Below are 26,461 nucleotides of genomic sequence, written 5' to 3'. Positions count from 1 at the left end.
TGGGCCGAAATGGCCGCCACAGGGCGGTCTGTGAGTATTTACCGATCATCGGATCCCGCAAGGCCGCTGCTTGCGCTACAATCCGCGCCGATTTCGACTTGCCTGAGAGCCCATTCCAATGTCCGTCTGCCAGACTCCTATCATCGTCGCCCTGGATTACCCCACTCGTGACGCCGCACTGAAGCTGGCTGACCAGTTGGACCCCAAGCTTTGCCGGGTCAAGGTCGGCAAGGAATTGTTCACCAGCTGCGCCGCGGAAATCGTCGGCACCCTGCGTGACAAGGGCTTTGAAGTATTCCTCGACCTGAAATTCCACGACATCCCCAACACCACCGCCATGGCGGTCAAGGCGGCGGCCGAGATGGGTGTGTGGATGGTCAATGTGCACTGCTCCGGCGGCCTGCGCATGATGAGCGCCTGCCGTGAAGTGCTGGAACAACGCAGCGGCCCCAAACCGCTGCTGATCGGCGTGACCGTGCTGACCAGCATGGAACGCGAAGACCTGGCCGGCATCGGCCTGGATATCGAGCCTCAGGAACAAGTGCTGCGCCTGGCTGCACTGGCCCAGAAAGCTGGCCTGGATGGCCTGGTGTGCTCCGCACTGGAAGCCCAGGCCCTGAAGACGGCGCACCCGTCGCTGCAACTGGTGACCCCGGGGATTCGCCCGGCCGGCAGTGCCCAGGATGACCAACGCCGCATTCTGACCCCGCGTCAGGCACTGGATGCAGGTTCCGATTACCTGGTGATTGGTCGCCCGATCAGCCAGGCGGCCGATCCGGCCAAGGCCTTGGCGGCAGTGGTTGCCGAAATCGCCTGAAAATGTGGGAGCTGGCTTGCCTGCGATGCAGGCAACTCGGTCTTTCTGTAATACCGAGTTGAAGCTATCGCAGGCAAGCCAGCTCCCACATTGATGTGTGCATGAATCCGGTCAGCTGACCTTCAGCACCAACTTCCCGAAGTTCTCGCCGTTGAACAGCTTCATCAGCGTCTCCGGGAACGTCTCCAACCCCTCCACGATATCTTCCTTGCTCTTGAGCTTGCCTTGCGCCATCCAGCCGGCCATTTCCTGCCCGGCGGCAGCGAAGTTCGCTGCGTGGTCCATCACCACAAAACCTTCCATACGGGCGCGATTGACCAGCAACGACAAGTAGTTGGCCGGGCCTTTCACCGCTTCCTTGTTGTTGTACTGGCTGATTGCGCCGCAAATCACCACCCGCGCCTTCAGCGCCAGGCGGCTGAGCACGGCGTCGAGAATGTCCCCGCCGACGTTATCGAAATACACATCCACGCCTTTGGGGCATTCGCGCTTGAGGGCGGCGGGCACGTCTTCGCTTTTGTAGTCGATGGCGGCGTCGAAACCCAGCTCATCCACCAGGAATTTGCACTTGTCGGCGCCGCCGGCAATGCCGACCACCCGGCAGCCTTTGATTTTGGCGATCTGCCCGGCAATGCTGCCCACCGCGCCGGCTGCGCCGGAAATCACCACGGTCTCGCCAGCCTTTGGCGCGCCGGTATCGAGCAGGGCGAAGTAGGCGGTCATGCCGGTCATACCCAGTGCGGAAAGGTAGCGCGGCAGCGGCGCCAGTTTCGGATCGACCTTGTAGAAACCGCGCGGCTCACCGAGGAAGTAATCCTGCACGCCCAGGGCGCCATTGACGTAGTCCCCAACGGCAAATTTCGGGTTGTTGGAAGCGATCACTTTGCCCACGCCCAGCGCGCGCATCACTTCGCCAAGGCCGACTGGCGGAATGTAGGATTTGCCTTCGTTCATCCAGCCGCGCATGGCCGGGTCGAGGGACAGGTATTCGTTGTGCACCAGCACCTGGCCGTCGCCGGGCGTGCCCACCGGCACCTCCTGATAGGTGAAGGTCTCCCGCGTGGCCGCGCCGACCGGACGTTTGGCGAGCAGGAATTGGCGGTTGGTCTGGGAGGTCATGGCAGAGGCTCTGTTGGAAGTGAGCCTTGAGTGATAGACCCTCACGGGCATGCAGGCAAGGTTGTGCCAGAGTGCGAATGCTCGTTGATAGGTGGGGTTGATAGTTGGCCCAGGCGCTTTATCACTGCCATTCATGCAACACCAACCGGCCTTCTGATAGTGCTGCCCCGGCCTGCCTGCCGTTGGCTAGACTCGAGCCACGGTTATTTCTTGCATAGGACATCCCCATGAGCATGACGTTTTCCGGCCAGGTCGCCCTGGTGACCGGCGCCGCCGCCGGTATTGGCCGCGCCACCGCGCTGGCGTTCGCCGCTGAAGGCTTGAAAGTAGTGGTTGCCGACCTGGATGTGGCGGGCGGCGAGGGCACCGTCGCGCTTATCCGGCAAGCCGGGGGCGAGGCGCTGTTCGTGCGCTGCAACGTCACGCTGGAAGCCGATGTGCAGCAATTGATGGCGCAGACCGTCGCCGCCTATGGCCGCCTTGACTATGCCTTCAACAATGCCGGTATCGAGATCGAGAAGGGCAAGCTGGCCGACGGCAGCCTGGACGAGTTCGACGCGATCATGGGGGTCAACGTCAAGGGCGTGTGGCTGTGCATGAAGCACCAATTGCCGCTGTTGCTGGCTCAGGGCGGCGGGGCGATCGTCAACACCGCGTCGGTAGCCGGATTGGGAGCGGCGCCGAAAATGAGCATTTATGCCGCCTCCAAGCATGCGGTGATCGGCTTGACCAAATCGGCGGCGATTGAATACGCCAAGAAAAAAATCCGCGTCAACGCCGTGTGCCCTGCGGTCATCGACACCGACATGTTCCGCCGCGCCTATGAAGCCGACCCGCGCAAAGCCGAGTTTGCGGCGGCCATGCACCCGGTCGGGCGTATCGGTAAGGTCGAGGAAATCGCCAGTGCCGTGTTGTATCTGTGCAGCGACGGCGCTGCGTTTACTACGGGCCAGGCGCTGGCGGTGGACGGTGGTGCAACGGCTATCTAGGAACGCGTGCCGTGCCCCATTCGAAAAGGGTGGGGTGCGCTGTGGGGCGTTTCCAGGGCTGGCACAAGGCCTCGTCAGAATGTGTATCAGCAGGTAAATAAGTTAATAAAATCAATACTTTAATAAATCTTGGCGGGCGGCTGAATCGTGCTTCTGTGATTAACTGTTTGCGGTTGAATAACAGACAGTTGAAGTGAGTGGCTCATGGATTTAGGGATCGATCGACAAGCCCTTGTACCGGTGGTGCAGCAAATCGTCAGCGCAGTGGCGCAGTGGATCCGCAACAGCGGGGCCGGGCCCGGCACGCGCCTGCCGTCCATCCGGCAATTGGCCCTCGACAACCTGCTGAGCCAGTCCAGCGTGGTCGAGGCGTTCGAGCGAATGGTGGCCCAGGGCGTGCTCGAGTCCAAGCATGGCGCGGGTTTTGTGGTGGCCCAGCCTCCGGTCTTTCAGGAAAGCCAGTGGTACGAGGGCGCAGAGCTTGGGTGGGGCGCGTACCTCGACAGCCCGCTGGGCGAGTTGAAGCTCGGGTGTGGCTGGTTGCCGGACGCCTGGCGCGAGAGTGATGACATCTGCTACGCGATCCGCGAAATCAGCCGCACCGACACCGCCGCGCTTTTCAGCTACAGCACGCCACTCGGCTTGCCGGCCTTGCGCGAGCAACTGCTCAAGCGGCTGGCACGAATTGACGTGACGGCCAGCCTTGACCGCATCCTCACCACTCATGGCGCCAGCCACGCGCAGGACCTGCTGATACGCACCTTGCTCAAGGCCGGCGATACGGTGGTGGTTGAAACGCCGGGGTATGCCAACCTCTATCGTCAACTGGAGCGTCACGGCGTCGCCCTGCTTGAGGTGCCGCGCACGCCCACCGGTCCGGATATCCAGGTGCTGGAAACCCTGCTGCAACAGCATCGTCCCAAGTGCCTGTTTATCACCAGCGTGTATCACAACCCCACCGGCAGCAGCCTTTGCCAGTCGGTGGCCGAGCGGCTGTTGCAACTGGCGGGCAGCGAAGATTTCCTGATCATTGAGGAGGACGTCTACGGCGACCTGCAGCAGGCCAATTGCACGCGGCTGGCGGCGCTGCCCCATGAGGGCCGGGTGATCTACGTGTCCAGTTTCTCCAAAACCCTCAGCAGCGCCTTACGAGTGGGTTACCTCTGCGCGAGTGCTTCGATCATTGCGCAATTGGCCAGCCTCAAAACGCTGACCGGCATCGGTACTTCACGGTTTGCCGAAGCGGTGGTGGCCACGCTGCTGGCCAATGGCACTTACCGCAAGTGGGTGCAACGCCTGCGCAAGCGCTTGCATACACAAATGGCCGCCACGTTGCAGGTGTTGGAGGACGAGGAGTGGGACGTGTTCGCCGTGCCCGCCGGAGGCATGTTCGTATGGGCGCGGCCAGGCGTGGGCGATGGCTTCCGCTTGCAGGCCTGCGCGCGCAGGCTGAGTGTGCTGTTATCACCCGGCGGGCTGTTCAGCCCGAGAGGCGAGCACAGTGACTGGTTGCGCATCAATGTGGCCTATGCTGATGATCAGCGGGCGCTGGCGTTGTTTCGCGCCATGGGGCCTGCCAGATCGACCTCTACCATTCTGAAAACGACGAGCATGTAGCTTTTTGCCATTATTGTGGCGCCAATCTCTTGTGTCGGTGGCGCGCGGTTGCGAATCTCGCTGCATGAAAACCGGGCTCGCTGGCATTCGCCACTGCAAGAGGATGACCGCGCAATGATTTCGGCCGTGCAACGACGTTTTGCCAACCTTGGTATGGCGAAAAAACTGGGCTTGGGCTTCCTTCTGGTGCTGCTGCTCACGGCGTTGGTGGCGGCCATTGGCGTGTGGTCCCTGCAAACCGTTGGCCAGCGGTTCGAGGGCCTCAAGGCGATGTCCTCGCTCAACAGCGGCCTGCTCAAGGTGCGCTTGATCGAGCAGGATTACGCGCTGCACGCCGACCCCAAGTCCGTCGATGCCCTGCATGAAAGCGTGGATGCCCTCGCGGCGCTGGCGGCTACGCTCAAGGCTCAGTCTGCCGCCAACGTGCCGGTGATGACTGACGTTGAACACGCGCTGGCGGCGTACCGCAAGGCGTTCGACGAGTTTGTCGAGTTGACTCAAACCAAAGACCTCGCGCTGGAAATGGCCAGTTGGTCTGTGTCCAGCGTGGCCAATAACCTTGACGTGCTGCAGGCGGGTCTGGCCGACGACGGCGGTTATGGCCTCAAGGAAAGCCAGGGTAAAGACGGCGCCGAGTTTATCGAGCAGGCCGGGCAGGTCAGCCAGGTGTCGCGCCTGATGTTGCAGGCCATGAACGAAGCGCGGGTGCGCCTGGATCAGAGCCGCAAGGCCGATGCGGACAACGCCGAACAGGGCAAGATCGAACAGGCCGACCAGGCGCTCGCGCAGGTCGAACAATTGAAAACCGCGGTCAAGGATGCGGGTTATCAGACTGTGCTCAATGAGGTGGCCGGGCATATTGCCTCGTTCAGCGAAAAGCTCGGCGAATACACCGGGCTGCTGGCGCAGGAAAAGGTCGTCTACAAGCAGTTGCATGACCGCGCCGATGAGGTGGTCAGCCGGGTCGACCAGGCGTATGCCGCCGAAGACGACTCGATGCAGGCGCAATTGAAGAAAAGCGCGCTGCTGATTATCGGCTCGTCCGCCCTGGCGCTGCTGGTGGGGTTGATTGCGGCGTGGGTGATCACCCGGCTGATCGTTGCGCCCCTGCGCAGCGTGATTGCCGTGGCGCAACAGATTGCTTCCGGCGACCTGAGCGGGCGCATGGAGGTCAACCGTCGTGATGAAATCGGCCAGTTGATGCAAGCCATGCAGCAGATGGGCAATGGCCTGAGCCATATGGTCAGCGGGCTGCAGGCGGGCATCGAGCAATTGGCCAGCTCGGCGCAATCGTTGTCAGGGGTGACTGAGCAGACCAACGTCGAAGTCAGCAGCCAGAAAGAAGAAACCGAACAAGTCGCCACGGCCATGAATCAGATGACCGCCACCGTTCACGACGTGGCCCGCAACGCCGAAGAGGCCGCGCAGGCCGCGCAGACTGCCGACGACAAGGTCGACAGCGGCCAGCAGGTGGTGCGTCAGAGCCTGCAGCGCATTGAGCTGCTGGCGGCCTCCAGCACCAGTGCAAGCGCGAGCATCGAAAGCCTCAGCGCGGAAATTCAGCACATCGGCACCGTATTGAGTGTGATCAAAAGTGTGGCCGAACAGACCAACTTGCTGGCGCTCAATGCGGCGATTGAGGCGGCCCGCGCGGGCGAGCAAGGCCGGGGCTTTGCGGTGGTGGCCGATGAGGTGCGGGCGCTGGCCAAGCGTACGCAACAATCCACGGAAGAGATCGAGCGCCTGGTCAGCACTTTGCGCAATGCCGCGCATTCCTCTGTCCAGCAGATCCAGCAAAGCGGCGAGCTGGTGAAACTGGCGGTGAGCGACGCGCTGGAAACGGAAAGCGCGTTGGGCAGCATCGCAGCGGCCGTGTCGTTGATTCAGCAAATGAACCAGCAAATCGCGGCCGCGGCCGAAGAGCAAAGCTCGGTGGCCGAAGAGATCAACCGCAGTGTCACCAGTATCCGGGCGAGTGCCGATCAGTCGGCGTTGAGCATGCAGGGTAACGCCGCGTCGAGTATTCAACTGGCGCAGTTGGGGGCGGAACTGAAGGGGATGGTGAGGCACTTTCGCCTGTAATCGCCGCTTGAAGGCGGCGCTCACAGGCGAAAGCGTCAGGCGTTGTTGGCGAGGAAGGTCAGCAGCGCTTCGTTGACGAAGTCCGGGTTCTCACGGGCGGAAATATGCCCGGCTTCGGGGATCAGGATCAGGCTGCAGCCAATCAATTCGGCCATTTCCCGGGATTCGGCGGGCGGACGGGGTTTGTCTTGCTCGCCGCACATGACCAGTGTGGTATCGGCATCCAGGCGTGGCAGTTGGTCCAGAATGTCGGCGCGGCTGAAGATGATGCGGCCCAGCGGCACGATGCTGTTCAGCAGGCGTTCCCGGGAAAAACCCTGCAAGGCTTTGCGGTAGTCCTGGTACAGCGCGGATTCGCGGTCGATGCCGGGACGGAAGAAGATCGGCGCGACCACATCCAGCAACGGCTCGGGAATGGCGCCGGCGTCTTCGATCATCTTGAACAGCGAAAAGTAGTACTGGCGCGTGGTCTCGGGCTCGGCGCCCAGGTGCGTGTCCATCAGCACCACGCTGTTCATGCGCTCAGGGGCCAGCAGGGCCAGGCGCGCGCCCCACATGCCGCCCACCGACAGGCCGACCAGGTTGACCTGGGCGATGTCGAGATGGTCGAGCAGCGCCAGGTTTTGGCGTGCCAGGTCGTCCAGGGAACCGGTTTGCGCGGGCAACGGGCCCGATTCGCCATGGCCCCACAGTTCCGGAACGATCACTCGGTACTGTTGCGACAGGGCCTCGATTTGCGGGGCCCACATCTCCTGGCCCCACAGGTAACTTGAGCCCAGCAGAACGACGGGGCCGGTGCCCACGTCAACATAATGCAGCGGTTGTCCATCAATCACGGCGACGGGCATATCAGGCCTCTGGCTTCACGGAGTGAGGGGCACTTTTTTACGCTAGTCGGGGGCGGGGGGATAGATGCAATTTGATGGCATGTGGCGAGAATCTCGCCACATGGGCAGAGGCGGGATCAGTCGTAGATGACTTTCTTCTTCCAGTCCGCGTCGGCGTCGACCACTTTCAGGCCTTCGGTCAGTTCGTTGACCTCGTCTTCGGCCGGCTTGCTGTTGGTCAGCACGGTGGAGTTGGCGCGGTCCAGCTGTTTCTCCAGCAATTGCAGCTGTGCGCTGTAGACCACCGGTTCCGGTTGTTTGCGCAAGTACTGCACGCCACGCTCGAACGCCAGACGCGCCTGGCCGGGCTGACCCTGCTGCAGGGCGTGTTGGCCGAGGTTGTTGAAGAATTCGATGTGCAGCAGCACCAGGATGTGGCGAATTTCGCGGATCCAGTGCTTGGCCTCATTGGCTGGCAGGAAACCGTCCTGGGCGGCGCGGGTGACCTGACCGTGCAAGGCTTCGAGCAGGAAGCGGACGTCCTTGGCCTTGGCTTCGGTCTGGATCGGGGAGGGCGGGTTGGTTACCGGGATCGATTCGCCCTGGGCCACTAGCGTGTTCAACTCGGTAATGCGCGCCTTGAACGCGGCACTGGATTTGTTGAGCGCCAGCAAGCGCTGGTTGACGTTGAGCTCCAGACGGGTGAGCAACAGTTTGAGCGCCGGGGTCATCAGTTGGCCGGGGAAGGTCTCGGTGATTTCACCGCAGCGACGCAGCCGGTCATTGAGCTCGATCTCGGTGCGCTTCTTTTCCAGTTTGTTGTTTTCCACCACGTGGTTCATGTAGCCAATGGCGATCAGTATTACGATCCCGGCTACTACCAGCAGGGTGATCATGAGTGGTGTCACCGGTGTGACCTCTTTATAGGGTTTGCTGTTGAGTGTAGTGACTGGGCCATCCGGCGGATAGGATTGTTCGACCAGTGCCCAGGTAGTTTCTTCTATATAGGTAAGCGTTCCCTGCGTAGATGCACATTGCCATCATTTGCGTGTGCGAACTATAGCGCCTTGTCGGGCGCCAGAATATAGGCGTCAAGGTCCGGACGGGCCAAGCCCCCGCAAAGGGCTGGAAAGAGGGGGGAAGTCATTGATTTAAATAAATTTATCCTTGGGGGTTGACGACCTTTCAATCCATCCATAGAATGCGCGCCACTTACAGCGTAAAGCACACAGCGAAACGCGGTAGGGAGTGAATGTTGTACGTGTGTCCCCTTCGTCTAGTGGCCTAGGACACCGCCCTTTCACGGCGGTAACAGGGGTTCGAGTCCCCTAGGGGACGCCAATATGCGGGAATAGCTCAGTTGGTAGAGCACGACCTTGCCAAGGTCGGGGTCGCGAGTTCGAGTCTCGTTTCCCGCTCCAAATTTAAGCAGTGTTGCTCTCGGGCGGCACTGAGTGAAACCAGGGCGTAACCTTCGGGTTTAATCTCTGGACACTGAAATACACACCATGTGTTTCAGTTGTGTGTCCCCTTCGTCTAGTGGCCTAGGACACCGCCCTTTCACGGCGGTAACAGGGGTTCGAGTCCCCTAGGGGACGCCATTTGCGGGAATAGCTCAGTTGGTAGAGCACGACCTTGCCAAGGTCGGGGTCGCGAGTTCGAGTCTCGTTTCCCGCTCCATATTCAACGAAAACGCCGATCAGAAATGATCGGCGTTTTTTTTGTGCGCGTTTCAGCATGTAGTTATCGCTTGGGCCAAGCGCAGATTCCGCACAGGGCCCACTTTTTGCGGCATCCGGTGAAACTGCTGAAATCCACTTGCCTCGATGAGGCACCCGCCAGGGCTTCCTGTGGGAAACACAGGGCTGAAGGCAAGATGATTGCCGGAGGGGGCGGATGCCGAAGAGCTGTCATATAGGCTGCTATCTGTCGCTATCACAATGGCTGCAGTCCCATCCAGCGCCAGACGACTCTCTCACCCTCCACGGTCGGCATCAGAACGCCGTGCTCAATGACTTGCTGGTTCCCCGGTTTATATTCACATATCCAAGTGCCCGGATACGGACAGGGCTGACCGCTGTTCGCGCGCATACCGCTGACCGTCCAGTGCCAGCGCACGACACGGCCTTCATGGGTGGGGAGCGGTTCATTCAACTGAACTTCGTGTGCGACGAATGGGTTGTTTTCAACTTCCCAGCGTCCTGCACGAGGAGCCGGTTCATGGGTGTTGGCATAGCGGGCAGGCGCTGGTGGTGTTTGATCAAGGTCACGCTGCCATGTCACCAGATCGTCTATGGGTGCCGTATCGAGGTCTGGCATGATCTCGCCCTGTTTGAAGGCTCGACGGGTGTGCGCCTGCCCTGGAACCAGCCACCATCCGGCTTGAATGCAAGCTGTTCCCGGCACCACGCGTAAAGGCATCGGTGCAGGGATTTGGGCAGAAGGCATGGGCAATGGAGCGATGAAGCGCGTTGCTGGCGTAGGCCAATCGCTGTCAGCGTCAAAGCGGGCCATCCAGCGCCGGCTGTCAGCATCGGTAAAACGCTCGTTGGGGTCGCCGTCCCATTGGCCGAAGCCCAGCAATCCCAAGTCGTCGTTGCGGATCGGCTTGAGCAGTTTGTTCAAGAGCATGGGCAGTTCGGGCATACCTTTTTCAACCGGATACAACTCTGGCTGTTCGCCCAATTCGATCCATTGGCCGCTCTGTAATTCGGTGATGCTGATGCGTGGGTGAGACAGCGCCGTACGTATTTGCTCGCGGGTCAGGTCAAGTTTTTCGCGCCAGTGGTCGGCGAGCAGGAAGGCCCAGGTGGGAGGGCGGATGCCGTCGAGCAGTTCGCCGCGCATACTAAAAGCGTAATCGATATCCAGACCGTAGAAACTGGGGGTTAGTGCTCGCTCCCAAGTGGTGACGGCTGATCGCGTACCAAATTCAAGCGGGTTGGCCATGGCGAAGCCGCTGTAGACCTGATGAGCCTTCAGCAGGTCAATGGTCTTGAGCACAAAGCGGCGCCATGCTTCGCGGTTGTCCAGCCACCATTGCCAACGGTAATAGAACGTGATTGAGGAGTACGCGGTTTCTCTTCCTTCGTATCTTTTGAACCATGTGTGCCAGAAATATCCTGCTGTCGTCGGTGACGAGGCATGATTTTTTTCGTCGGTAAAATTGAAAGCAAAGGGTTCGTCGTCGAAACTCTTCCTGGCCTGTTCACGCAGGTCCGGCAGGCGTGATGAGCCGTAGGGGTGTGGGCGTTCCGAAATTGGGTGGGTGCCAACGGTGTACGGCTTGCCAAGAAGTTGTTCGAAGGCTTCGTGGATATCCACCATCAGCAGCGCATCTTCTTGGTGTTTGTCCGGCGTAGGGGGGAAATAGAAGTTGATGAAAGGGCTGACGGCGTGTGAAGCCTCCTCCGTGCCTGATTCGGAGTTTGGCCACTCCTTAAGCAGCTCGACAAACAAGTCTCGCTCTTCGGCGGTAAACATCTGATGAGTAGTGCTCATGATTATTTCTTCTTCCGTGACTGCTCGGTTGGCGTGGATTTTTTTTCATCTGCATTAAAACCGGTGCAATCTTCCGGAACGCGTAGCAAGGCCACTTTCTCGTGCCCAATCTTTTTTCGGTTGGCTCCAGTTCTCGGCTGCATAAGCTCAGCGTATTGCTCTATTTGTTTGTGTTTTACCCAATCCCCTGGAAACTTGATCTCGACCGCCGCAAATACGTTTTCGATCTCAAAGGGTTCCTGGCGGTATTCCACTACCACCAGATCAGGTGCCAGAGCGCGCGGGCGAGGCCAGAATGGCTGGATCGCGCTGCCAAACCTTTTGGGGCGAGTCGCTGGATCGCCAAGCAACGCTTTTTGGCTGCTTTGGTTGTAATTTGGCTCGGCCTTGAGCGGGCTTCTCCATTGCAGCGCCTCGTCCACGGACTCAAAGAACAGCGAGGCCGTGAACTGCTTGAGTGCAACCTCAATCGTGGTTTCCACTCTGTCGCCAGCGATCTTCTTGCGAATGCGGCGTGGCACCTTGATCGGCACCTGCAGGGCGACTGTGCAGACTTGGCTGATAGCGGGGCGAAAAGGCACTTTACGTTCGATGTATTCCTTGAAATTCACGTTCTCCTGACCTCTTCGAGAAACCGTGCTATTGCCCCCCCGGTCTACTGCGGCAAACGTGGAGCTTTTGAGGTCGATTTCACGCGCCATTGCTTCGATAGTGTCTTGAAGAACTTTTTTAATCTGCTTTCTTCGCTCGTTAATCTCTACAGCGAGCCGGGCCAGTTCGGTGGCAGTCTTGGCGTTCTCATAAGCCTGGTTTGCTCGGTAGGCCCGATAGGCTTTGTCGATAACGTGAGCGAGCGTTCGGGCGATGGGGGCTACTGGCATCAGTCGAGGCCTTCGCTGTAATGAGCAAGAAGGTCATCAGGAAACATGACCTTGGTCTCTACGGGTGGGGCTTCATCATCGAAAGCCATCAGGTAGGGCTGCCAGCCCTCGGTGATTCGCTGATCGTCGCGCATGATCGCCTTTTGGGCTTGCACGGATTTGGATGCCTCGGTAACAGTCCAGTCAGTTCCCCCTTGGGGGCAGGTGAGGCCTTCGGTCAGTAGGCTGGCGCCATCAGTGATGCGATATCGATAGCCTGCGAAAGCACGTTGATCGTTCTTCAGCAACGTGTACCGTCCCAGGAATGCACCAAGCGGTAGGGGAGGCGATTGTGGACTGCCAAGCGGATGGCCCGTACCGATTGCGTCTGTAGTGACGGGGCCTTTGATCTTGATGGTCAGCCCATCAAGGGTAATGCCATCGCTATCAATCGTGATGCTGCCACCTGGGGCTCTCAGAACAATGCGCTCGCCCGATGAAACATCGAACACGGTCGTTTTTTGCTCAATGCCCTGTCCTGCGCGCAGGTAGTAGCGATTTTGGACTGAATACTCGGCACTGCCTCCAATCTGGATGTTATGGTCAGCGGCAATTTTATCATGCCGGTTGTTGGCAATTTCCTCGACCCGATCCCCGCCGATGCTGGTGTGATGATTACGCCCCAGCGTCTGAATTCGATCACGGCCCAGTTGCAGATGCTGATCCTGCGCAATAGAAATGTGCTCATCGTTACCTACTCGCTCGCTGCGGTTATGACCAATTTCAACCTGCTCGTCGTGTTCCACCTTCTTGCTTCGGTCGTTACCGACGAAGATGCCGTTGTTGTTTTTGATATGGACGTTCTTGTCTTTTTCAGCGTGGATGAACACTTCCTGGTGCCCTAACTCATCCTCAAAGCGCAGCTCGTTGAAGCCAGGTCCCTTATGGGTTCGGCTCTTGATAGTCATCCGCGTCTTGTGTTTGGGCAGTTGATAGGGCGGCAGGTTGGTCTGTCGGTATGCGGTCCCCGTGGCGATCGGTTGATCTGGATCGCCGTCCAGATAGCTGATCACTAATTCCTGACCCACCCGCGGGATGGCCATGGAGCCCCAGGTTGCTCCGGCCCAGCCCTGGGTGACGCGGATCCAGCACGAGCTGTGGTCGTTGTTTTGGTCCGAGCGGTCCCACGGAAACTGCACCTTGACCCGGCCCCATTCATCGCAATAGATCTCCTCGCCGGGCGGGCCGACCACCGTGGCAATCTGCGGGCCGTCGATGCAGGGTTTATTGCGCAGCGGCGCTTTCCAATCGGAGGTCCAGCGGATGGCGCTGGCTTTCAACGCGTAAGACGTACCGAGGCCGCTGCCGAACGATTCTTCCTGCAAGCTGGTGTGCTGTTTGCCTTCGTGCTTGATGGCGATGGTGCGCCAGCGATCATTGAAGTCCTCACGCGGGTGGTCGTTCAGGTCGAACGCCAACCCCGGTTGCAGACGCTCATCGTCGCCTTCCAGGTGTGCCAGCTTGGCGTCATTGCGAAGGGCTGCCAGGCGCGTCTTGGTGAAGGGTTTACCGGCGACATCGCGCTTGTAACGGCCGGGATAGTCGTAGCGTTCGTAGTCTTTATGCTGGTTGTTCAGGTCCTGATTGCCGGTGGCAGTGTGCTGCTGGTTGTAGCGCGGATGGGTGAAGGTGTAGTCGCGCTGCACCTGTACGGCGGTGCGCACTTGTTCGGTGTAGTGGAAGCTGTTCAACGCCGGTTCTTTGGAATCGCCGCCACCCATGGGCTGGTAGATCACCGGGCAATCGGTGTGGGTGCCGATGGTGCCCAGCCCACCGACGCGGTCGGTAAGGACGAGGGTGTGGCCGTCGGCGCGGTGTTCGAAGGTGTAGAGCAGGCCTTCTTCGGCGGCCAGGCGGGCGATGAAGTCGAGGTCGGTTTCGCCGGCCTGTACGCAGTATTCACGGGGTTGGTGGTCGAAGCAGATTTCGCTGCGGATGTCGGTCAGCTTTTGTTCGGCCAGCATGCTGGTGATGATGTCGGGTACGGTCTGGCCCTGGAAGATGCGCCAGTTGGAGCGCAGGCCGAAACGCGCGAGGGTGGGTTCGACCACGGCGGTGTAGCGGGTGCGGCGAAAGCCGGTATCGCCTTGCTGAAACAGGCTGACCAGGCCGTGGACGTAGCGCACCGGGGTGTCATCGCGCCAAATGGTGAACAGTGCGCCCAGGTCGAGCATGCGGTAGAAGTCGATGGCCGGGTGATGGCTGACCAGTTCGAGTTCGAGTTTGAAGGGTTGGGACAGGCCTTCTTCAAGGGTGAATGAGACCACTTCAAAGGGATCGCCGCGCAGCGGTTCGAAGGTGTAACGCAGGTCGCTTTGACGGGGCATGAAACCTCCTTGTGGTGAGTGCGGGTCAGTTGATCAACCAGCTGGCGTCGCCGTTTTCCAGCACGCCGCCGTGATCGGTGGTGTCCCCGATCCGTGCAACAGGTTGGCCTTCAATAGTCATCACAGCTGACCCAATGGTGACTGTGACCGGGCCACACGCTGGACAAGCATGCTCGTGACCGACCAAAACGACGGCAGGCATATGGCCTCCTGATAGTTTTTACATAGGGGTTAGAGCTTGAGAATTTTGTCCAGCGAGGCAAGCACCTCTTGGGTGATAGCGTTCAGGCGCAAGGTGTAGATCGTGTAAGCCGTGACGAGTACGACGGCGGCCAGCGCCCACGGAGTCCACAGCGGCAACGTCCGTTTGATGCGGTAATTGCGCGGAGCAACGTTGGTCAACGGGTCGGTCAGGCGCTTGGGTGTCTCGCCCCGCAGGGGGCGCAGCAGGCTGTGTAGCAGGTTGATGATGTTTTGTATTTCGTCATCTCCCTTGGCATGAGCACCATATTTGCCTTTGAGACCGGAGATCAGGCACTGGTACATGAACTCCAGCACATGCTGGTACCGGGCTGCTTCGGGAATCATGTTGTTCATGACGGTAAAGAATTTTTCGCCGCCCCACGTCTCTTCATGAAACTGACTGAGCAGTGAGCGTGCACTCCAAGTGGAAGACTTGCCCCAGGTAGTGCTCATGACTACTTCATCCAGCAACAGGCACAGGCTGTAGGAGTAGGCCTTGAGCATGCCGGCGTCGTAGTCGAGCTGATTGACTTCTTCCATAATCGTGTTGATTTGGTTGCTGACGCTTCGGTACAGCGCGGGCACATCGTCGTGGTGGTCCAGACGGCGCAGGCGAATCACCAGCCCGATCAGGGGCGTGGCGGCGTCGCATAACGGGTTCCAGGCCAAGCCACGCATATCGAATTCCGGGTCCGCCAGCAGCGGGGCAGGTTTGGTGTTCGTCGATGTCGGTTCAGGGGTGGTTTCGGTCGAGGTGACGAGTTCTGGCGCAGTGTTGGGGGCTTTGTTTGATATGGCGACACTCATCAGGTGCACTCTTGGTGGTTGAGAGCTGCAACGCTGATCCGGCTTTGGAGTTCGTTGCTGGCGCTACTCTAGGCAGACAAGATTAGGTGTCTCAATAGGGCCTGGGCGATCAAGAGTCGTCCTACAAATGCTGGTGTAATAGGCTGTCAGTGTTGACTGTCTTTGATCGGCGTTTTTGTTTGTGCGGATTTTACGTCCGGTAGCTTTGTAGGACTCTTTTTCAAGTGCCTCGGATTAATCTGAGCCTGCGCCCGGGCAGGTGTGCGCTCGCTTCATCCTCTCTACTCTGGCCAGCTTCTTCTGCCTGCTGACACCAGAGAACCGCCCAAATGCTTCAGCTTGATTTCTATTCAACACTGGTTGCCGCCTCCCTGGTGCTGTTACTGGGGCGTTGGCTGGTCGCCCGAATCGGCTTTTTGCGCACTTACAGCATTCCGGAGCCGGTTGCCGGTGGTTTGCTGGTCGCCGCGTTGTTGCTGGCATTGCGTGGACTGGCGGATATCGAAGTCCGCTTCGACGGTTCACTGCAAGCGCCGCTGATGCTTGCCTTCTTTGCCACCATCGGCCTGAACGCCGACTTCGCCAGCCTGAAAAAAGGCGGGCGGGTGCTGGGGATTTTCCTGTTGGTCGTGACGGGCCTGCTGGTGATGCAAAATGCCATGGGCATTGCGTTAGCCAAAGCCTTGGGGCTGGACCCCTTGATGGGCTTGCTGGCCGGCTCCGTCACTCTGTCGGGCGGGCACGGCACCGGCGCTGCGTGGGCGGCGGTCTTCAGCGAGAAATATGGCCTGGCCTCGGCGGCCGAACTGGCTATTGCCTCGGCAACCTTTGGCCTGGTGCTCGGTGGCCTGATCGGCGGCCCGGTGGCGCGCCTTTTGATCAAGCGCGTCGCGGTTCCAGGCGCGGAGCAGGCACAGCCGCGCTTGCCGAAGGGGTTCGAGCAACCCCATCAGGAACGCATGATCACCTCGTTTTCATTTATTGAAACCCTTGCACTGCTGGCGATCGCCTTGCAGGTCGGCACCTTTCTGAGCGGGCTGATTCACGGCACGGCTTTCGAATTGCCGACCTTTGTCTGCGTGCTGTTCGTCGGCGTGGTACTGCGCAACGGCTTGTCGGCACTGGGCTGGCACCAGGTGTTCGAGCGTGAGGTGTCACTGCTGGGGAATGTCAGCTTGTCGTTATTCCTGGCGATTGCCCTGATGTCGCTCAAGCTTTGGGACCTGGCTGCGCTGGCCTTGCCCATTGTGATTCTGTTGGCGGCGCAGGCCTTGCTGATGGCCCTGTTTGCGATTTTCGTGACCTTCCGGGTCATGGGCCGCAACTACGATGCGGCGGTATTGGCGGCGGGGCACTGCGGCTTCGGGTTGGGCGCGACGCCCACCGCCATTGCGAACATGCAGGCGGTGACGCAACGCTTCGGCCCCTCACAGATCGCTTTTCTGGTGGTGCCGATGGTGGGCGCGTTCTTTATCGATATCACCAACGCGGTGGTGATCAAGTTGTACCTGGCGTTGCCGTTTCTGGGCAGCACCAGTTGAATGAAGCCCTGAGCGGTATTTTTGATGTGTTCAACGCAGATTCAGCGCCCGCGCCAGGCGTTGCGTAGCTGTTCGAATCTCCTCCCGGTCCAGCGAAGCAAACCCCAGCCGCAAGGCATTTTCCGGCAACCCCATGGGTGAAAACTGCCGCGCGCTACGCACCACCACGCCGTGGTCCTGCGCGCGGTTTACCCACTGATCCACATCCGTGTCGTCCTGCATACGCACCCAAAGCGCCAGGCCGCCCTCCGGTTCTCGCACCTGGATACGTTCGCCAAACGCCTCATGCAGGCAGCCCTGCAACACATCGCGGCGGGCCGCGTATTCCTTCGAAACGCGGCGCAGGTGTTTCTTCAATTCGCCGTCATTGATCAGGTCGGCCAGCATTTTCTGTGCGACGGCGTCGGTGTCACCCACAATCAGCGCGGCGTTGCCTTGCAGGGCTTTGATCACATCCGTTGGCGCCACCACATAGCTGCAACGAAACGTCGAACCCAGTGCCTTGGACAATGAGCCGATATACACCACATGCCGTTGCGCGGTGTCACTGGCCAGCGGCAGGTACGGCCGGCCATTGAAGTGATATTCGTGGTCGTAGTCTTCTTCGATCACACAGAAATTATGCAACGCCGCCAACGCCAGCAACTGCTGGCGCCGCGCCGCGTGCAGGCTCACGGTAGTTGGAAACTGGTGGTGCGGCGTGAGGTAAATAAACTTCACGTCGTGGCCCCGGCACAGCTGTTCGATGTGGTCCGTGCGGCAACCTTCATCGTCCATGTCGACCGTGACCAGTTGCGCGCCGAGCCTGCGGAAAATCTCCCAGGCCGGCGGGTAACTCAGGCGCTCCACCAGTACCACGTCACCGGGCTTGATCAACAGGCTGGCAGTCAGGTACAGCGAGACCTGAGTGCCGGGCGTCAGGCAGATGTTCTCGGCGCTGACCGCCAGCCCACGGTTGCTGCGCAACATGTCGGCCAGCGCACAGCGCAGGTAATAGCCGGTGCCCTCACTGCCGAAGCGCACCGTGTTGGAGGCAAAGCTGTTGCGCAGGGCATTACGGTAATAGCGATGCAAAACAGCTTGCGGCAGAAGGCGGTGGTCGCAGGCGCCGTTGTCGACAAACAGCGCGTCATGCCGATGCTTCAGGGCGATCACCTGGGCGTTTCGGGTGAAATACGGAACGGCGGCCTGCTCAAGGATGCGTGGGGCGAAAGACTGCTGCGCCGGGCTTGAAACCGGCGTGGAGGCCAGTTGCGTGTTGACGAACGTACCGCGGCGCGGTTCGCTGATCAGCCAGCCTTTGGTCAAGGCCTCTTCGTAGGCGAGGATCACCGTCTTGCGGTTGACGTCGAGCAGCTGTGCCATCTCGCGTGTGCCCGGCAGCATCGTGCCGGGCGGCAGTCGCCCCTCGGTAATTGCATTCACCAGGCCTTCGGTGATCTTGCGGTAGCTTGCCTGAGGCGCGCCGTCATCCAGCTTGAGCAGGGGGCGCCACTTTCGCATCTGGACCATCTGAAGTATCCAAAACTGGAGGTTCTAATGGGCCCAGTCTAGCGCAACAATCGAGGCCTCACTCACCCCCGAGGTCTTTATGAACGCACGCCATGTCATCGAACTCTCGCCCTCGGGCACCACCTTTGAGGCCGGTGACGAACTGTTGCTGGACGCCATGCTTGCCAGCGGCCTGCCGGTGCCGTTTTCCTGCCGGCGCGGGGCGTGTGGCTCCTGCAAGGTGGTGGTCGCGCAGGGCGAATACCGAGCCAAACAGCGGGCACCCGGCGCTCCAGCCCCCAGCTACCCCTTGGCCGCCAATGAAATGCTGCTGTGCCAAAGCCACGCCTGCGGTGACATGTGCCTGGAGATTCCCGGCTGGTCGCTGGACACGCCCGCGCTGGCTGTCGAGGCCACGGTGCTCAACAAGCGCGCATTGAGCCCCGATATTATCGAGTTGGTGGTGATGCCGGATATGCCACTGGCCGTGCGCGCGGGCCAGTACCTCAAATTTCGTCTGGTCGGCGGTGACTCGCGCTGCTTTTCGATCGCCAACCTGCCGGCCGAGGGCGACGGGCGTCTGGTGTTCCAGATCCGCAGGGTGAGCGGCGGGCTATTTTCCGAAACACTCTTGAGTGACCTTGAGGCCGGCGACGTGCTGCAACTGGAAGGGCCTTTCGGCGCCTGCACCTGGCAGGACGATGAAGTTGCGCCTGTCGTTCTGTTCGCCACGGGCACCGGCTACGCCGGCATCAAGCCGATCCTGCAGACCGCCTTGAAGCGTGATGTCGACGTCACCTTTTACTGGGGTGGCGCACAGCCGACGGATTTTTACGACCGTGCCTTCCTCGACCAATCGGTGATCGACCATCCGCGTTTTCACTGGCACCCGGTGCTGGCCTGCGAGGGCCGGATACAGGACGTTGCGCTGAGCCATGGGCATGATTGGGATACCGCCCAAGTGTACGCCTGCGGTAATGGCAGCATGATCAGCCAAGCGCGCTCGGCTTGCCTGGAGGCGGGTTTGCCCGGCCACCGGTTTGTCGCCGAAGCCTTTGTGCCCAGCGGCCAAGGCAGTGTTGGCACGGTGCTCGATTCACTGGATCAAACCTGGGAAAAAGTCGGCCCGCGGTATTCTCTGGACGGCATGCTCGCCGCCCGTGAGAAAACCGTGCGTGCGCTGGCCGCCATCGCCAGTCAATTGACCGTCGGCATGACAACAGGCGCCGCCCTGGAAATGGCCAGCCAAACCTTGCAGGCCATGGGCGCTTCCCATACCTGGCACCCCACCTACATCCGTTTTGGCGACGACACGGTGCGTCCGCCTCGGGAGGGGATCGATCCGCTGCGCACCTTGCGCCCCAGCGACATCGTCGTGGTGGATCTTGGCCCGGTGTGGGACGGTTACGAAGGGGATTACGGCGACACCTTCATTTTCGGCGAGGCGCCCTTGCACCTGGAGTGCCGCACAGTGCTGCACGAAGTTTTCGATGAAACCCGCGAAGCCTGGCTGCGCGGCATGACCGGCTGCGAGCTGTATGACTTTGCCGAACGCTGCGCCGTGTCCAAAGGCTGGCGCCTGTCACGCAACCTCGCGGGCCACCGCATTGCGGACTTTCCCCACGCGTTGTTCGGCAACACAAACCTGGCCGATCTTGCGATCACGCCAAGCGAAATGGTGTGGGTGCTGGAGATTCAGCTGTGCCATCCCGTGTTACCCATTGGCGGGTTCTTCGAAGATATCCTGATGCGATGAGCCCGCCATTGCGGCGGGCTCAAGGGGCCTTTAGAGCTTCGGTAACTGCCCGACGCGGCCCATCATTTCGGTGACTATTTGCAGGTCCAGCAGGAACTGGTTGACGGTCTTGAACTCACCGTCGGTGTGCCCGGTGTACTTCTCTTCCGGGCGCGCCAAACCGAATTGCACACCGTTGGGCAGTTCGTGCACCGAGGTCGCACCGGCAGAGGTGCCGAACGTGTGCTCCATGCCGAGGTTTTCAGTGGCGACAGCCAGCAAGGCCTTGACCCATTCGCCTTCCGGGTTGCGGTACATCGGCGCGGCCACCGAGTAGGTGAAGCTCACGTTGACCTTCGTCTGCTTGTCCCAGGCGCTGAGCTTGTCGGCGATTTCAGCCTTGAGTTTCTCCGGCGACTTGCCCTTCGGCACGCGCAGGTTCACCGCCAGTTTGAACGCTTTGGCATCCTGACCGACAAAGGTCAGCGAGGTGGTCAGCGGCCCCATGAAATCATCGCTGAAGCCCACGCCCAGTTTGCCGCCCAGGTAGTCCAGGCCCCAGTTGTCGGCGGCGTAACGCGCCGCGTCGGTGATGTGGTTGTGCTTGAGGGCGATCTTGCCATCAACGCTGTGGATCAGCTCCAGCATGCGCGCGACCGGGTTGACCCCCGTTTGCGGCGCGGAGGAGTGCGCAGACACGCCGGTGACCGTCAGCTTGACGTCTTTGCCGACCACTGTGGCGGCGACTTCAAAATCGCCACCGTTGGCCTTGGCGTAATCCGCCCCGGCTTTCTCCAGGCTGGCCGCCAGTTCAGCCGGCTTGTCGCTGACCAGGGTCGCAACCGACACCGAAGGAATCTGGTTGGTCGCCATGCCGCCGGTCATCGAAATGATCTCCGCGCCTTTGCCTTCGCCCTTGCGCACCGGGAAGGTGGCCATGACGGTGCCGTAGCCTTTCTCCGCGATCACCACCGGGTAGCCGCCGTCCAGCGCCAGATTGTATTGCGGCGTCGGGTTGTGTTCAAAGTAGTACGGGATTGCGTCGCCGGAGGTTTCTTCGGTGGTGTCCACCAGCAGCTTGAAGTTGCGCGCCAGCGGCAGCTTTTCTTCCTTGATCACTTTCATGGCATACAGGGCCACCACGATGCCGTTCTTGTCATCCTCGGTGCCACGGCCGTACATGCGGTCGCCGATCAGCGTGACCTTGAACGGGTCAAGTTTGGTGCCGTCCTTGAGCACCCAGTTTTCCGGGGTTACCGGCACCACGTCGGCGTGGGCGTGAATGCCCACCACTTCATCGCCGCTGCCTTCCAGGCTGATCTCGTAGACACGATTATCGATGTTGCGGAAGGTCAGGTTAAACGCCTCTGCCAGTGCTTCGATCTTGGCGGCGATCTTGAGGAATTCCGGGTTCTTGTACTGCGGCAGGCCATCGACGTTGAACGTCGGGATCTCCACCAGCTCGCGCAAGGTTTCGAGGGCGGCTTTGCCGTATTTCACGCGGGTATAAATGCCGAGCAGGCGGTTGATTTCGTTCTGCTGTTCGGCGGTCAGGGTTTTGTTGCCGAGAAAGGCGCTGATGGCCGGGCCCGCGTCAGCGGTTTTCGCCAGGTCGCCCTTGGCGAGGGTGCCGAGGAAACCGCGAAAATCGGTGACAGGCGTTTCGCTGAAACTCTTCAGAATCGCTGCGCTTTGTTGCTCGGTGATGTTGGCAAAAGCGGGGCTGGCGACGGCCGACAGGCTGGCGGCAAACAGAGTGGCCGCCACGATTTTTTTCAGTGGAAAGTGCATGGGTAGAGCATTCCTTTGCAGGTCGTGAGTAAGGGGTTTCTGATCGATCTGTCAGAAACATTTCCACACACTACCATCACCACGCCATGGATTGGGAGGCGTTGCTGTCAGAAATGTCTTACTCGAATCCCCCGGGGTGTGGAGATCCAAATGTGGGAGCGGGCTTGCCCGCGATGGCAGAATGTCAGCCGACTCTTGCGGTGGCTGATGCACTGCTATCGCGGGCAAGCCCGCTCCCACAGGGGTCACGGTTTACCGGGATGTGGCTCCGGGTACTGCGCCGCTACATCCAGCGACTTGGCATACGGCCCATCCCACAACTGCTCGTGCAGTTCTCCTATACGCCGGGCCATCGCCTCGCTGCGCATCACCACCTCCAGGTTGCGTGAATTATCGAGGTAGCCGCCCAGCCAATTGCTGGTACCGACCCACGCCACCTGGCCGTCGATTTCCATGGTTTTGCTGTGAATCACCCGCGCGTATGGAATAAACCCCTGTTTGGCTTCGGGCAGGGTGACGATTTTCACTTCGATGTTGGGCAGCACCGCGAGGCTCTTGAGGTAGGGCAGTTCCAGCGCGTCGGTGTTCCAGTTCGACACCATCAGTTTGACCGACACCCCGCGCGCAGCGGCGGCGCGCACGGCGTTGTCGATCACCGCGTAATAGGGCCGGGTTCTGTCAGGCCCATAGGACAGCGGCGCGTAGTCCAGCAGTTGTACGCGTACTTCCTTTTTCGCTTCGCCCAGCAGGCGCGGCAGTTCCAGCTGTGAGTCGCCCACGCCGGGCGGGTTGTAGTGTTGCGGGCTGGCCACCAGATAATTGCCGGTGCGCGCAGGTGCCTGGCCCGCTGCGGGCAGAGGCACGGGTTTGTTTTCGCTCAACGCCGCTTGCGCTTGCCAGTCCTGATCGAAGATCGCCTGCACCTGGCCAACCACGTTTGCGTCGCTGATGCGCAGCCCGGTTTCGTGGATATGTTCCAGCGAGCGCCAGTCGAAATTCTGGCTGCCGACAAACGCCTGCTGGCCGTCCACCACCATGTATTTGGCGTGGATGATTCCGCCGCTCAACTGGCCGTAGGGCAGCACGCGAAAGGTCAGGTTGGGGATCGCGCGCAAGCGTTCCAGGGTGGACGCTTCCGACAATTTGATGCCTTTTTCTTCCAGCAGAAAGCGAATCTTCACACCGCGTTTGCCGGCGGCTTCCAGGTGTTCGATTACCGTGTCCATCACCGAGCCTGGGTGGTCGGCGGCGTAGAACTGGCCGATATCAATGCGGGTTTTCGCCGCGTCGAACAGCTCGATCCATACGGGCCCCGGCTGGCGCAAATCGGCGGTGGCAAGCGCGGTGTCCACCGGCACGGTGTGCACCAGTTCAAACCCCGGAATGGAAAAGTCCGCCTGGGCCAGCGGACTGAGGAGAAAGGCGGTCAGGCCTGCGATACGCAACTTCATCGAGAGGGGCATGGGCGTCTCATCGGGCAAAAGAACAAAAGCGGGCGCATTAAAGCGGTAAACGAAGCATCTGTGGCGAGCGGGCTTGTTGTGGCGAGCGGGCTTGCCCCGCGTTGGAGTGCGAAGCGCTCCCAATTCAAACGACGCGGTGCAGCTGATAAACCGCGTCGTCAGGTTTTAGGGCCGCTTCGCAGCCCAACGCGGGGCAAGCCCGCTCGCCACAGAGGTGAGTTCGTTCTGGCGGTTACGCTGTGCGAGTGTGCAACGGGGTCGGCACCAGATGCGGCACTTCCTGCACGCGGGCACCGGTGGCGGCGCGGATCAGCAGGATTTTCAGCTGGTCGTTGATGCGCTCCAGGCTGTCCTGGAAGAAGTTGTGGAACACCACGCAGAACAGCGCGATGGCAATCCCCAGGCCGGTGGCGAACAACGCCGTACCGATACCACCGGAGATCTGGCCCGGGTCGGACACGCCGGCCGATGCCAGCGCCTTGAAGGTGTCGATGATGCCGAGGATGGTGCCCAGCAAACCCAACAGCGGCGCAGCGGTGGTGATGGTTTCGATGATCCACAGGCTGCGCGACAGCGGTGCGCGAGTCTTCAGGTACTGGGTTTCGATTTCATCGTCCAGGTCCTTGCGCGAGCCGTGGCTGGCCTTTTGCGCGAGGATCGGGCGAACCATGTTCAACGGCAGGCTGTCGCGGCGAGTCAGGTTTTCCGGCAAGTCGCGCTCGCTGTGCACGCTGGCGCCCAGTACCTCAGTCAAGGCGCGGGCCTGACGGCGCACGTAGGCGAAGTAGATGCCACGCTCGATGGTGATAAAAATCGCGATCGCCATCGCGGCATACATCACATAAAAGGTGATGTCGTGGAGCAGGTTCATGTCCATGTTTGATTACCTCGCAATTAGAAATTGGCTTCCAGAGAAACCGTTACCGTGCGGTCCAGGCCAACGATGTACGCCGGGTCGCCGTCGCGGAAACCGCTGTAGGTGGCCGCGTTGGTTTTGGTGGTGTACACGCCGTCCAGGTATTTCTTGTCGAACAGGTTGTCGACGTTCAGGCGCAGGGTCGCGTCCTTGACCACTTTCTTGTCCACCGGCAGGTAGATACCGGCGCCGAGATTGAACACGGTGCGGCCGGAAATTGCCTCATCGTTGGTCAAGTCGCCGAACAACTTGCTGGTGTATTTGCCGCCGAAGGTGCCGTAGAAACGGCCGTCGTCGTAGCCGATATTCGCCGCAAGCATGTTCTTCGGCACGTTGGCGAACTGCTTGCCGCTGGTGGGCAACACGATGGCCTTGCCGGCGTTGTAGACGGTCAAATCGTCCTGCTGCTCGGCCTTGGTGTAGGTGTAGGAGGTGTAATAGTTGAAGTGGTTGGGCAGCAGGCCGCTCCATTCCAGCTCCAGGCCGCTGTTGTTGACGGAGCCGGCGTTGATGTCGGCGAAGTCACCGTTGATGTCCTTGGACGAGACCTGGCGATCCTTGAACTGCATGTAGAACAAGGTGGCGGCCACGGTCATGTCTTCACCGGTGAAACGCCAGCCCAGTTCGTGGTTCCAGCTGGTTTCAGGCTTGGAGTCGATCGAGCCGGCGCCCTTGTCGTACAGCACGTAGTTCTGCGGGATGCGCATGTTGCGCGACAGGCTGTAGAACAACTGGTCACGCTCATCCAGCTGGTATTTCAGGCCGGCATTGGGCAGCAGTTTGTTGTAGCTCTGGTTACGTTTTTCCGGCTGCTCGGTGAGGCTGCCGTGGTTGGTGCCGTCACGCTTGACGTTCATGTAGGCCAGGCCGGCCACCAGGGTCCAGTCCGGGTTGATGTACCAGGTGTCCTGGGCCCAGACCTTTTGCGCCGGAGTAATGGTGAAGCGGTCACGGCCTTGCACGGTGTTGCCGTTGGCGTCGACCACGGCATCGCCATCGGGCCAGGTGTCGCTCGGCTTGCCGCTGTTTTTCAGGGCAATGAACGGTTGGGTCTGGCTTTGGCGCGCGCGCTCATACCAGTAGCCGAATTGCAGGCTGTGGTCGCCCAGGTCCCAGTTCAGTTTGGTGGTGATGCCCGGGCGCCAGGTCTGGGTGCGCGAAGGGCGGTAGTACACGCCGGTGGTCGAGGAACCGTCGGCGTTGTATTGGGCGGCGGTGGGCAGGTTACCGAGGTCGAACACGCCGCCCTGGTTGGAGCCGCGGTTCAGCGCATAGCTGGACGAACCCACACCACTGCCGTTGCCCCAGTAGTAATACGGGATGACCGACAGGGCCAGGTTGTCGGCCAGTTTGAATTGGGTGTTGAGCACGCCGGTAAAGGTCTGGAACGGGTTCTGCGCCAGGGCGTAATAGCTGTTGAGCTTGCCGTTGCTGCCCACGGTCGGGTTGGCCGGGTAGGGATCGTATTTGCGCCCGTACTGCTGGAACTGCGCCTTGGTCAACTGGCTGTAACTGTTGTTGTCCTGCTCGTGGTACTTGAGGATCAGGTTGGCGGTGTTGCCATTGCCGGCGTCGAAGAAGCTGTTCCACTCGACCTTGTCCGCACGCACCGCACCCGAACCGCGCCACATGTCGCCTTCGGTATGGGACACCGACAGCCAGTTGCTCAGGCCGTTGACCTCGCCGGTGTTGAGCCGCGCGAAGGTCTTGCGGGTGGCGTTGCTGCCGACGATCTGTTTGACGAACGCCCCGGTTTCCTTGGTGGGGCGAATGGTCACGATGCCGATGTTGCCGCCGCTGGAGCCGATGTGCGGGCCGTCGGCCTCGGACGAGCCCTGGGTGACGAAGATCTGGTCGATGTTTTCCGGGTCGCCCAGCAGGTTGGAGTACAGCGCGTAGTTGCCGGAGTCGTTGATCGGCATGCCGTCCACCGACATGCCCACCTGGTCGGAGTTGAGCCCGCGCATGGTGAAGCGAAAGCCCGACAAGCCGGTGTTGTCCTCGCTGGAGATGTTCAGCCCCGGGGTGTACTTGAGCTTGTCGATCGCGTTGCCAGTGGCGGTCTGTTTGTCCAGCGCCTCCTTGGTCACGGTGGAGCGGCCCTTGATGCTTTCTTCCTGCACCATGTAGCCGCCACCCGCAGTGGCCTTGCCTTGAACCCCAATGGTGCCGACGTCACTGTCGCCTGTATCTGCCATAGCCATCCCATGGCCCATGCTTGCGGCAACGAGTGCCAGATGAATCCGTGTGAACCTCATCACTGTCGTCCTGGTGT

General features: G+C 60.4%; 19 protein-coding genes, 4 tRNA genes and 1 pseudogene. 11 read left to right on the top strand and 13 right to left on the bottom strand.

The features are described 5' to 3' along the window. The first annotated feature begins 118 nt into the window (after window positions 1-118). Window positions 119-817, top strand: a complete 699-nt coding sequence (gene pyrF, locus ATI14_RS28520) for an orotidine-5'-phosphate decarboxylase (RefSeq protein ID WP_010211681.1) — start codon at window positions 119-121, stop codon at window positions 815-817. Window positions 818-928: 111 nt separating this feature from the next. Here the strand turns inward: pyrF and ATI14_RS28515 are convergent, their stop codons facing one another. Beyond that, window positions 929-1,936 carry an NADP-dependent oxidoreductase gene (locus ATI14_RS28515; protein WP_016974660.1) on the bottom strand — a complete coding sequence of 336 codons (1,008 nt, stop codon included), beginning with the start codon at window positions 1,934-1,936 and terminating at the stop codon, window positions 929-931. Between the two features lie 227 nt (window positions 1,937-2,163). On the opposite strand from ATI14_RS28515, the gene ATI14_RS28510 reads away from it, so the two are divergent. The 4 genes and pseudogenes from ATI14_RS28510 (at window position 2,164) to ATI14_RS32055 (ending at window position 6,624) form a co-directional block, all read left to right on the top strand. Beyond that, a complete protein-coding gene (locus ATI14_RS28510) occupies window positions 2,164-2,925 on the top strand; it encodes an SDR family oxidoreductase (RefSeq protein WP_016974659.1) in 762 nt (253 codons plus the stop codon). 204 nt (window positions 2,926-3,129) lie between these two features. Then, the gene (locus tag ATI14_RS28505) at window positions 3,130-4,542 is read left to right on the top strand and encodes an aminotransferase-like domain-containing protein (RefSeq protein WP_016974658.1); all 1,413 of its coding nucleotides are present in this window, start codon (window positions 3,130-3,132) and stop codon (window positions 4,540-4,542) included. A 114-nt stretch (window positions 4,543-4,656) separates the two neighbouring features. After that, window positions 4,657-5,763, top strand: a pseudogene (locus ATI14_RS32060) (HAMP domain-containing protein); the annotation flags it as partial. Then, window positions 5,743-6,624, top strand: a complete 882-nt coding sequence (locus tag ATI14_RS32055) for a methyl-accepting chemotaxis protein (RefSeq protein ID WP_425272481.1) — start codon at window positions 5,743-5,745, stop codon at window positions 6,622-6,624. The pseudogene ATI14_RS32060 and the gene ATI14_RS32055, both read left to right, overlap by 21 nt. Before the next feature lie 35 nt (window positions 6,625-6,659). On the opposite strand, the gene ATI14_RS28495 is transcribed toward ATI14_RS32055, so the two are convergent. Both ATI14_RS28495 and ATI14_RS28490 read right to left on the bottom strand, forming a co-directional pair. Further along, complete coding sequence (locus tag ATI14_RS28495) at window positions 6,660-7,472, bottom strand: alpha/beta fold hydrolase (protein WP_016974656.1); 813 nt, start codon at window positions 7,470-7,472, stop codon at window positions 6,660-6,662. A gap of 116 nt (window positions 7,473-7,588) precedes the next feature. Then, the gene (locus ATI14_RS28490) at window positions 7,589-8,347 is read right to left on the bottom strand and encodes a hypothetical protein (RefSeq protein WP_031320516.1); all 759 of its coding nucleotides are present in this window, start codon (window positions 8,345-8,347) and stop codon (window positions 7,589-7,591) included. Between the two features lie 369 nt (window positions 8,348-8,716). Here ATI14_RS28490 and ATI14_RS28485 point away from each other — a divergent pair. The 4 genes from ATI14_RS28485 (at window position 8,717) to ATI14_RS28470 (ending at window position 9,131) form a co-directional block, all read left to right on the top strand. Beyond that, window positions 8,717-8,792 (top strand) — tRNA-Glu (locus tag ATI14_RS28485). A 4-nt stretch (window positions 8,793-8,796) separates the two neighbouring features. Next, window positions 8,797-8,872 (top strand) — tRNA-Gly (locus ATI14_RS28480). A gap of 104 nt (window positions 8,873-8,976) precedes the next feature. Next, window positions 8,977-9,052, top strand: a tRNA-Glu gene (locus tag ATI14_RS28475). 3 nt (window positions 9,053-9,055) lie between these two features. Then, a tRNA-Gly gene (locus ATI14_RS28470) sits at window positions 9,056-9,131 on the top strand. A gap of 255 nt (window positions 9,132-9,386) precedes the next feature. On the opposite strand, the gene ATI14_RS28465 is transcribed toward ATI14_RS28470, so the two are convergent. Genes ATI14_RS28465 through icmH form a run of 5 tightly spaced genes read right to left on the bottom strand, consistent with a single transcriptional unit; the run spans window position 9,387 to window position 15,249 of the window. Next, window positions 9,387-10,952, bottom strand: coding sequence for a type VI immunity family protein (locus ATI14_RS28465; protein WP_031320514.1), 1,566 nt, complete (start codon window positions 10,950-10,952; stop codon window positions 9,387-9,389). A 2-nt stretch (window positions 10,953-10,954) separates the two neighbouring features. Then, entirely contained in the window at window positions 10,955-11,833 is an 879-nt protein-coding gene (locus ATI14_RS28460; protein ID WP_016974653.1) for a VRR-NUC domain-containing protein, read from the bottom strand. Then, a complete protein-coding gene (locus tag ATI14_RS28455) occupies window positions 11,833-14,199 on the bottom strand; it encodes a type VI secretion system Vgr family protein (protein WP_100831527.1) in 2,367 nt (788 codons plus the stop codon). Before ATI14_RS28455 ends, ATI14_RS28460 begins: the two co-directional genes overlap by 1 nt. A gap of 25 nt (window positions 14,200-14,224) precedes the next feature. Next, complete coding sequence (locus tag ATI14_RS28450) at window positions 14,225-14,401, bottom strand: PAAR domain-containing protein (protein ID WP_080519954.1); 177 nt, start codon at window positions 14,399-14,401, stop codon at window positions 14,225-14,227. A 29-nt stretch (window positions 14,402-14,430) separates the two neighbouring features. After that, window positions 14,431-15,249 (bottom strand): type IVB secretion system protein IcmH/DotU, encoded by an 819-nt coding sequence (icmH, locus tag ATI14_RS28445; protein ID WP_016970215.1) that lies wholly within the window; start codon window positions 15,247-15,249, stop codon window positions 14,431-14,433. A 329-nt stretch (window positions 15,250-15,578) separates the two neighbouring features. Between icmH and gltS the strand changes: the two genes are divergently transcribed. Further along, entirely contained in the window at window positions 15,579-16,790 is a 1,212-nt protein-coding gene (gltS, locus tag ATI14_RS28440; RefSeq protein ID WP_016970216.1) for a sodium/glutamate symporter, read from the top strand. 30 nt (window positions 16,791-16,820) lie between these two features. On the opposite strand, the gene pdxR is transcribed toward gltS, so the two are convergent. Next, window positions 16,821-18,302, bottom strand: coding sequence for a MocR-like pyridoxine biosynthesis transcription factor PdxR (gene pdxR / locus ATI14_RS28435; RefSeq protein ID WP_016970218.1), 1,482 nt, complete (start codon window positions 18,300-18,302; stop codon window positions 16,821-16,823). Window positions 18,303-18,381: 79 nt separating this feature from the next. Between pdxR and ATI14_RS28430 the strand changes: the two genes are divergently transcribed. Continuing rightward, entirely contained in the window at window positions 18,382-20,037 is a 1,656-nt protein-coding gene (locus tag ATI14_RS28430) for a M24 family metallopeptidase (RefSeq protein WP_016970220.1), read from the top strand. 30 nt (window positions 20,038-20,067) lie between these two features. On the opposite strand, the gene ATI14_RS28425 is transcribed toward ATI14_RS28430, so the two are convergent. The 4 genes from ATI14_RS28425 to ATI14_RS28410 all read right to left on the bottom strand — a co-directional run bounded on the left by ATI14_RS28425 (window position 20,068) and on the right by ATI14_RS28410 (window position 26,444). Further along, the gene (locus ATI14_RS28425; protein ID WP_016970221.1) at window positions 20,068-21,807 is read right to left on the bottom strand and encodes a dipeptidase; all 1,740 of its coding nucleotides are present in this window, start codon (window positions 21,805-21,807) and stop codon (window positions 20,068-20,070) included. A gap of 245 nt (window positions 21,808-22,052) precedes the next feature. Continuing rightward, entirely contained in the window at window positions 22,053-23,270 is a 1,218-nt protein-coding gene (locus ATI14_RS28420; protein WP_016970222.1) for a phospholipase D-like domain-containing protein, read from the bottom strand. Window positions 23,271-23,502: 232 nt separating this feature from the next. Continuing rightward, window positions 23,503-24,147, bottom strand: a complete 645-nt coding sequence (locus tag ATI14_RS28415) for a MotA/TolQ/ExbB proton channel family protein (RefSeq protein ID WP_016970223.1) — start codon at window positions 24,145-24,147, stop codon at window positions 23,503-23,505. A gap of 17 nt (window positions 24,148-24,164) precedes the next feature. After that, window positions 24,165-26,444, bottom strand: coding sequence for a TonB-dependent receptor (locus ATI14_RS28410; protein WP_026083020.1), 2,280 nt, complete (start codon window positions 26,442-26,444; stop codon window positions 24,165-24,167). Window positions 26,445-26,461: the final 17 nt, after the last annotated feature.

The organism is Pseudomonas tolaasii NCPPB 2192, from assembly GCF_002813445.1.
GTDB classification, from domain to species: domain Bacteria; phylum Pseudomonadota; class Gammaproteobacteria; order Pseudomonadales; family Pseudomonadaceae; genus Aquipseudomonas; species Aquipseudomonas tolaasii.
Note: the sequence above shows the minus strand (reverse complement) of the source record. Positions and strands in the feature narration are given on the sequence as shown.

Excerpts from the sequence above, each read along its gene's own strand:
- ATI14_RS28490 (WP_031320516.1), bottom strand. The coding sequence starts at position 8,347 with ATGATCACCCTGCTGGTAGTAGCCGGGATCGTAATACTGATCGCCATT.
- pdxR (WP_016970218.1), bottom strand. The coding sequence starts at position 18,302 with ATGGTCCAGATGCGAAAGTGGCGCCCCCTGCTCAAGCTGGATGACGGC.
- icmH (WP_016970215.1), bottom strand. The coding sequence starts at position 15,249 with ATGAGTGTCGCCATATCAAACAAAGCCCCCAACACTGCGCCAGAACTC.
- ATI14_RS28415 (WP_016970223.1), bottom strand. The coding sequence starts at position 24,147 with ATGGACATGAACCTGCTCCACGACATCACCTTTTATGTGATGTATGCC.
- gltS (WP_016970216.1), top strand. The coding sequence starts at position 15,579 with ATGCTTCAGCTTGATTTCTATTCAACACTGGTTGCCGCCTCCCTGGTG.
- ATI14_RS28450 (WP_080519954.1), bottom strand. The coding sequence starts at position 14,401 with ATGCCTGCCGTCGTTTTGGTCGGTCACGAGCATGCTTGTCCAGCGTGT.
- ATI14_RS28495 (WP_016974656.1), bottom strand. The coding sequence starts at position 7,472 with ATGCCCGTCGCCGTGATTGATGGACAACCGCTGCATTATGTTGACGTG.
- ATI14_RS28505 (WP_016974658.1), top strand. The coding sequence starts at position 3,130 with ATGGATTTAGGGATCGATCGACAAGCCCTTGTACCGGTGGTGCAGCAA.
- ATI14_RS28425 (WP_016970221.1), bottom strand. The coding sequence starts at position 21,807 with ATGCACTTTCCACTGAAAAAAATCGTGGCGGCCACTCTGTTTGCCGCC.
- ATI14_RS28460 (WP_016974653.1), bottom strand. The coding sequence starts at position 11,833 with ATGCCAGTAGCCCCCATCGCCCGAACGCTCGCTCACGTTATCGACAAA.
- ATI14_RS28465 (WP_031320514.1), bottom strand. The coding sequence starts at position 10,952 with ATGAGCACTACTCATCAGATGTTTACCGCCGAAGAGCGAGACTTGTTT.
- ATI14_RS28430 (WP_016970220.1), top strand. The coding sequence starts at position 18,382 with ATGAACGCACGCCATGTCATCGAACTCTCGCCCTCGGGCACCACCTTT.
- pyrF (WP_010211681.1), top strand. The coding sequence starts at position 119 with ATGTCCGTCTGCCAGACTCCTATCATCGTCGCCCTGGATTACCCCACT.
- ATI14_RS32055 (WP_425272481.1), top strand. The coding sequence starts at position 5,743 with ATGCAAGCCATGCAGCAGATGGGCAATGGCCTGAGCCATATGGTCAGC.
- ATI14_RS28455 (WP_100831527.1), bottom strand. The coding sequence starts at position 14,199 with ATGCCCCGTCAAAGCGACCTGCGTTACACCTTCGAACCGCTGCGCGGC.
- ATI14_RS28410 (WP_026083020.1), bottom strand. The coding sequence starts at position 26,444 with ATGAGGTTCACACGGATTCATCTGGCACTCGTTGCCGCAAGCATGGGC.
- ATI14_RS28515 (WP_016974660.1), bottom strand. The coding sequence starts at position 1,936 with ATGACCTCCCAGACCAACCGCCAATTCCTGCTCGCCAAACGTCCGGTC.
- ATI14_RS28420 (WP_016970222.1), bottom strand. The coding sequence starts at position 23,270 with ATGCCCCTCTCGATGAAGTTGCGTATCGCAGGCCTGACCGCCTTTCTC.
- ATI14_RS28510 (WP_016974659.1), top strand. The coding sequence starts at position 2,164 with ATGAGCATGACGTTTTCCGGCCAGGTCGCCCTGGTGACCGGCGCCGCC.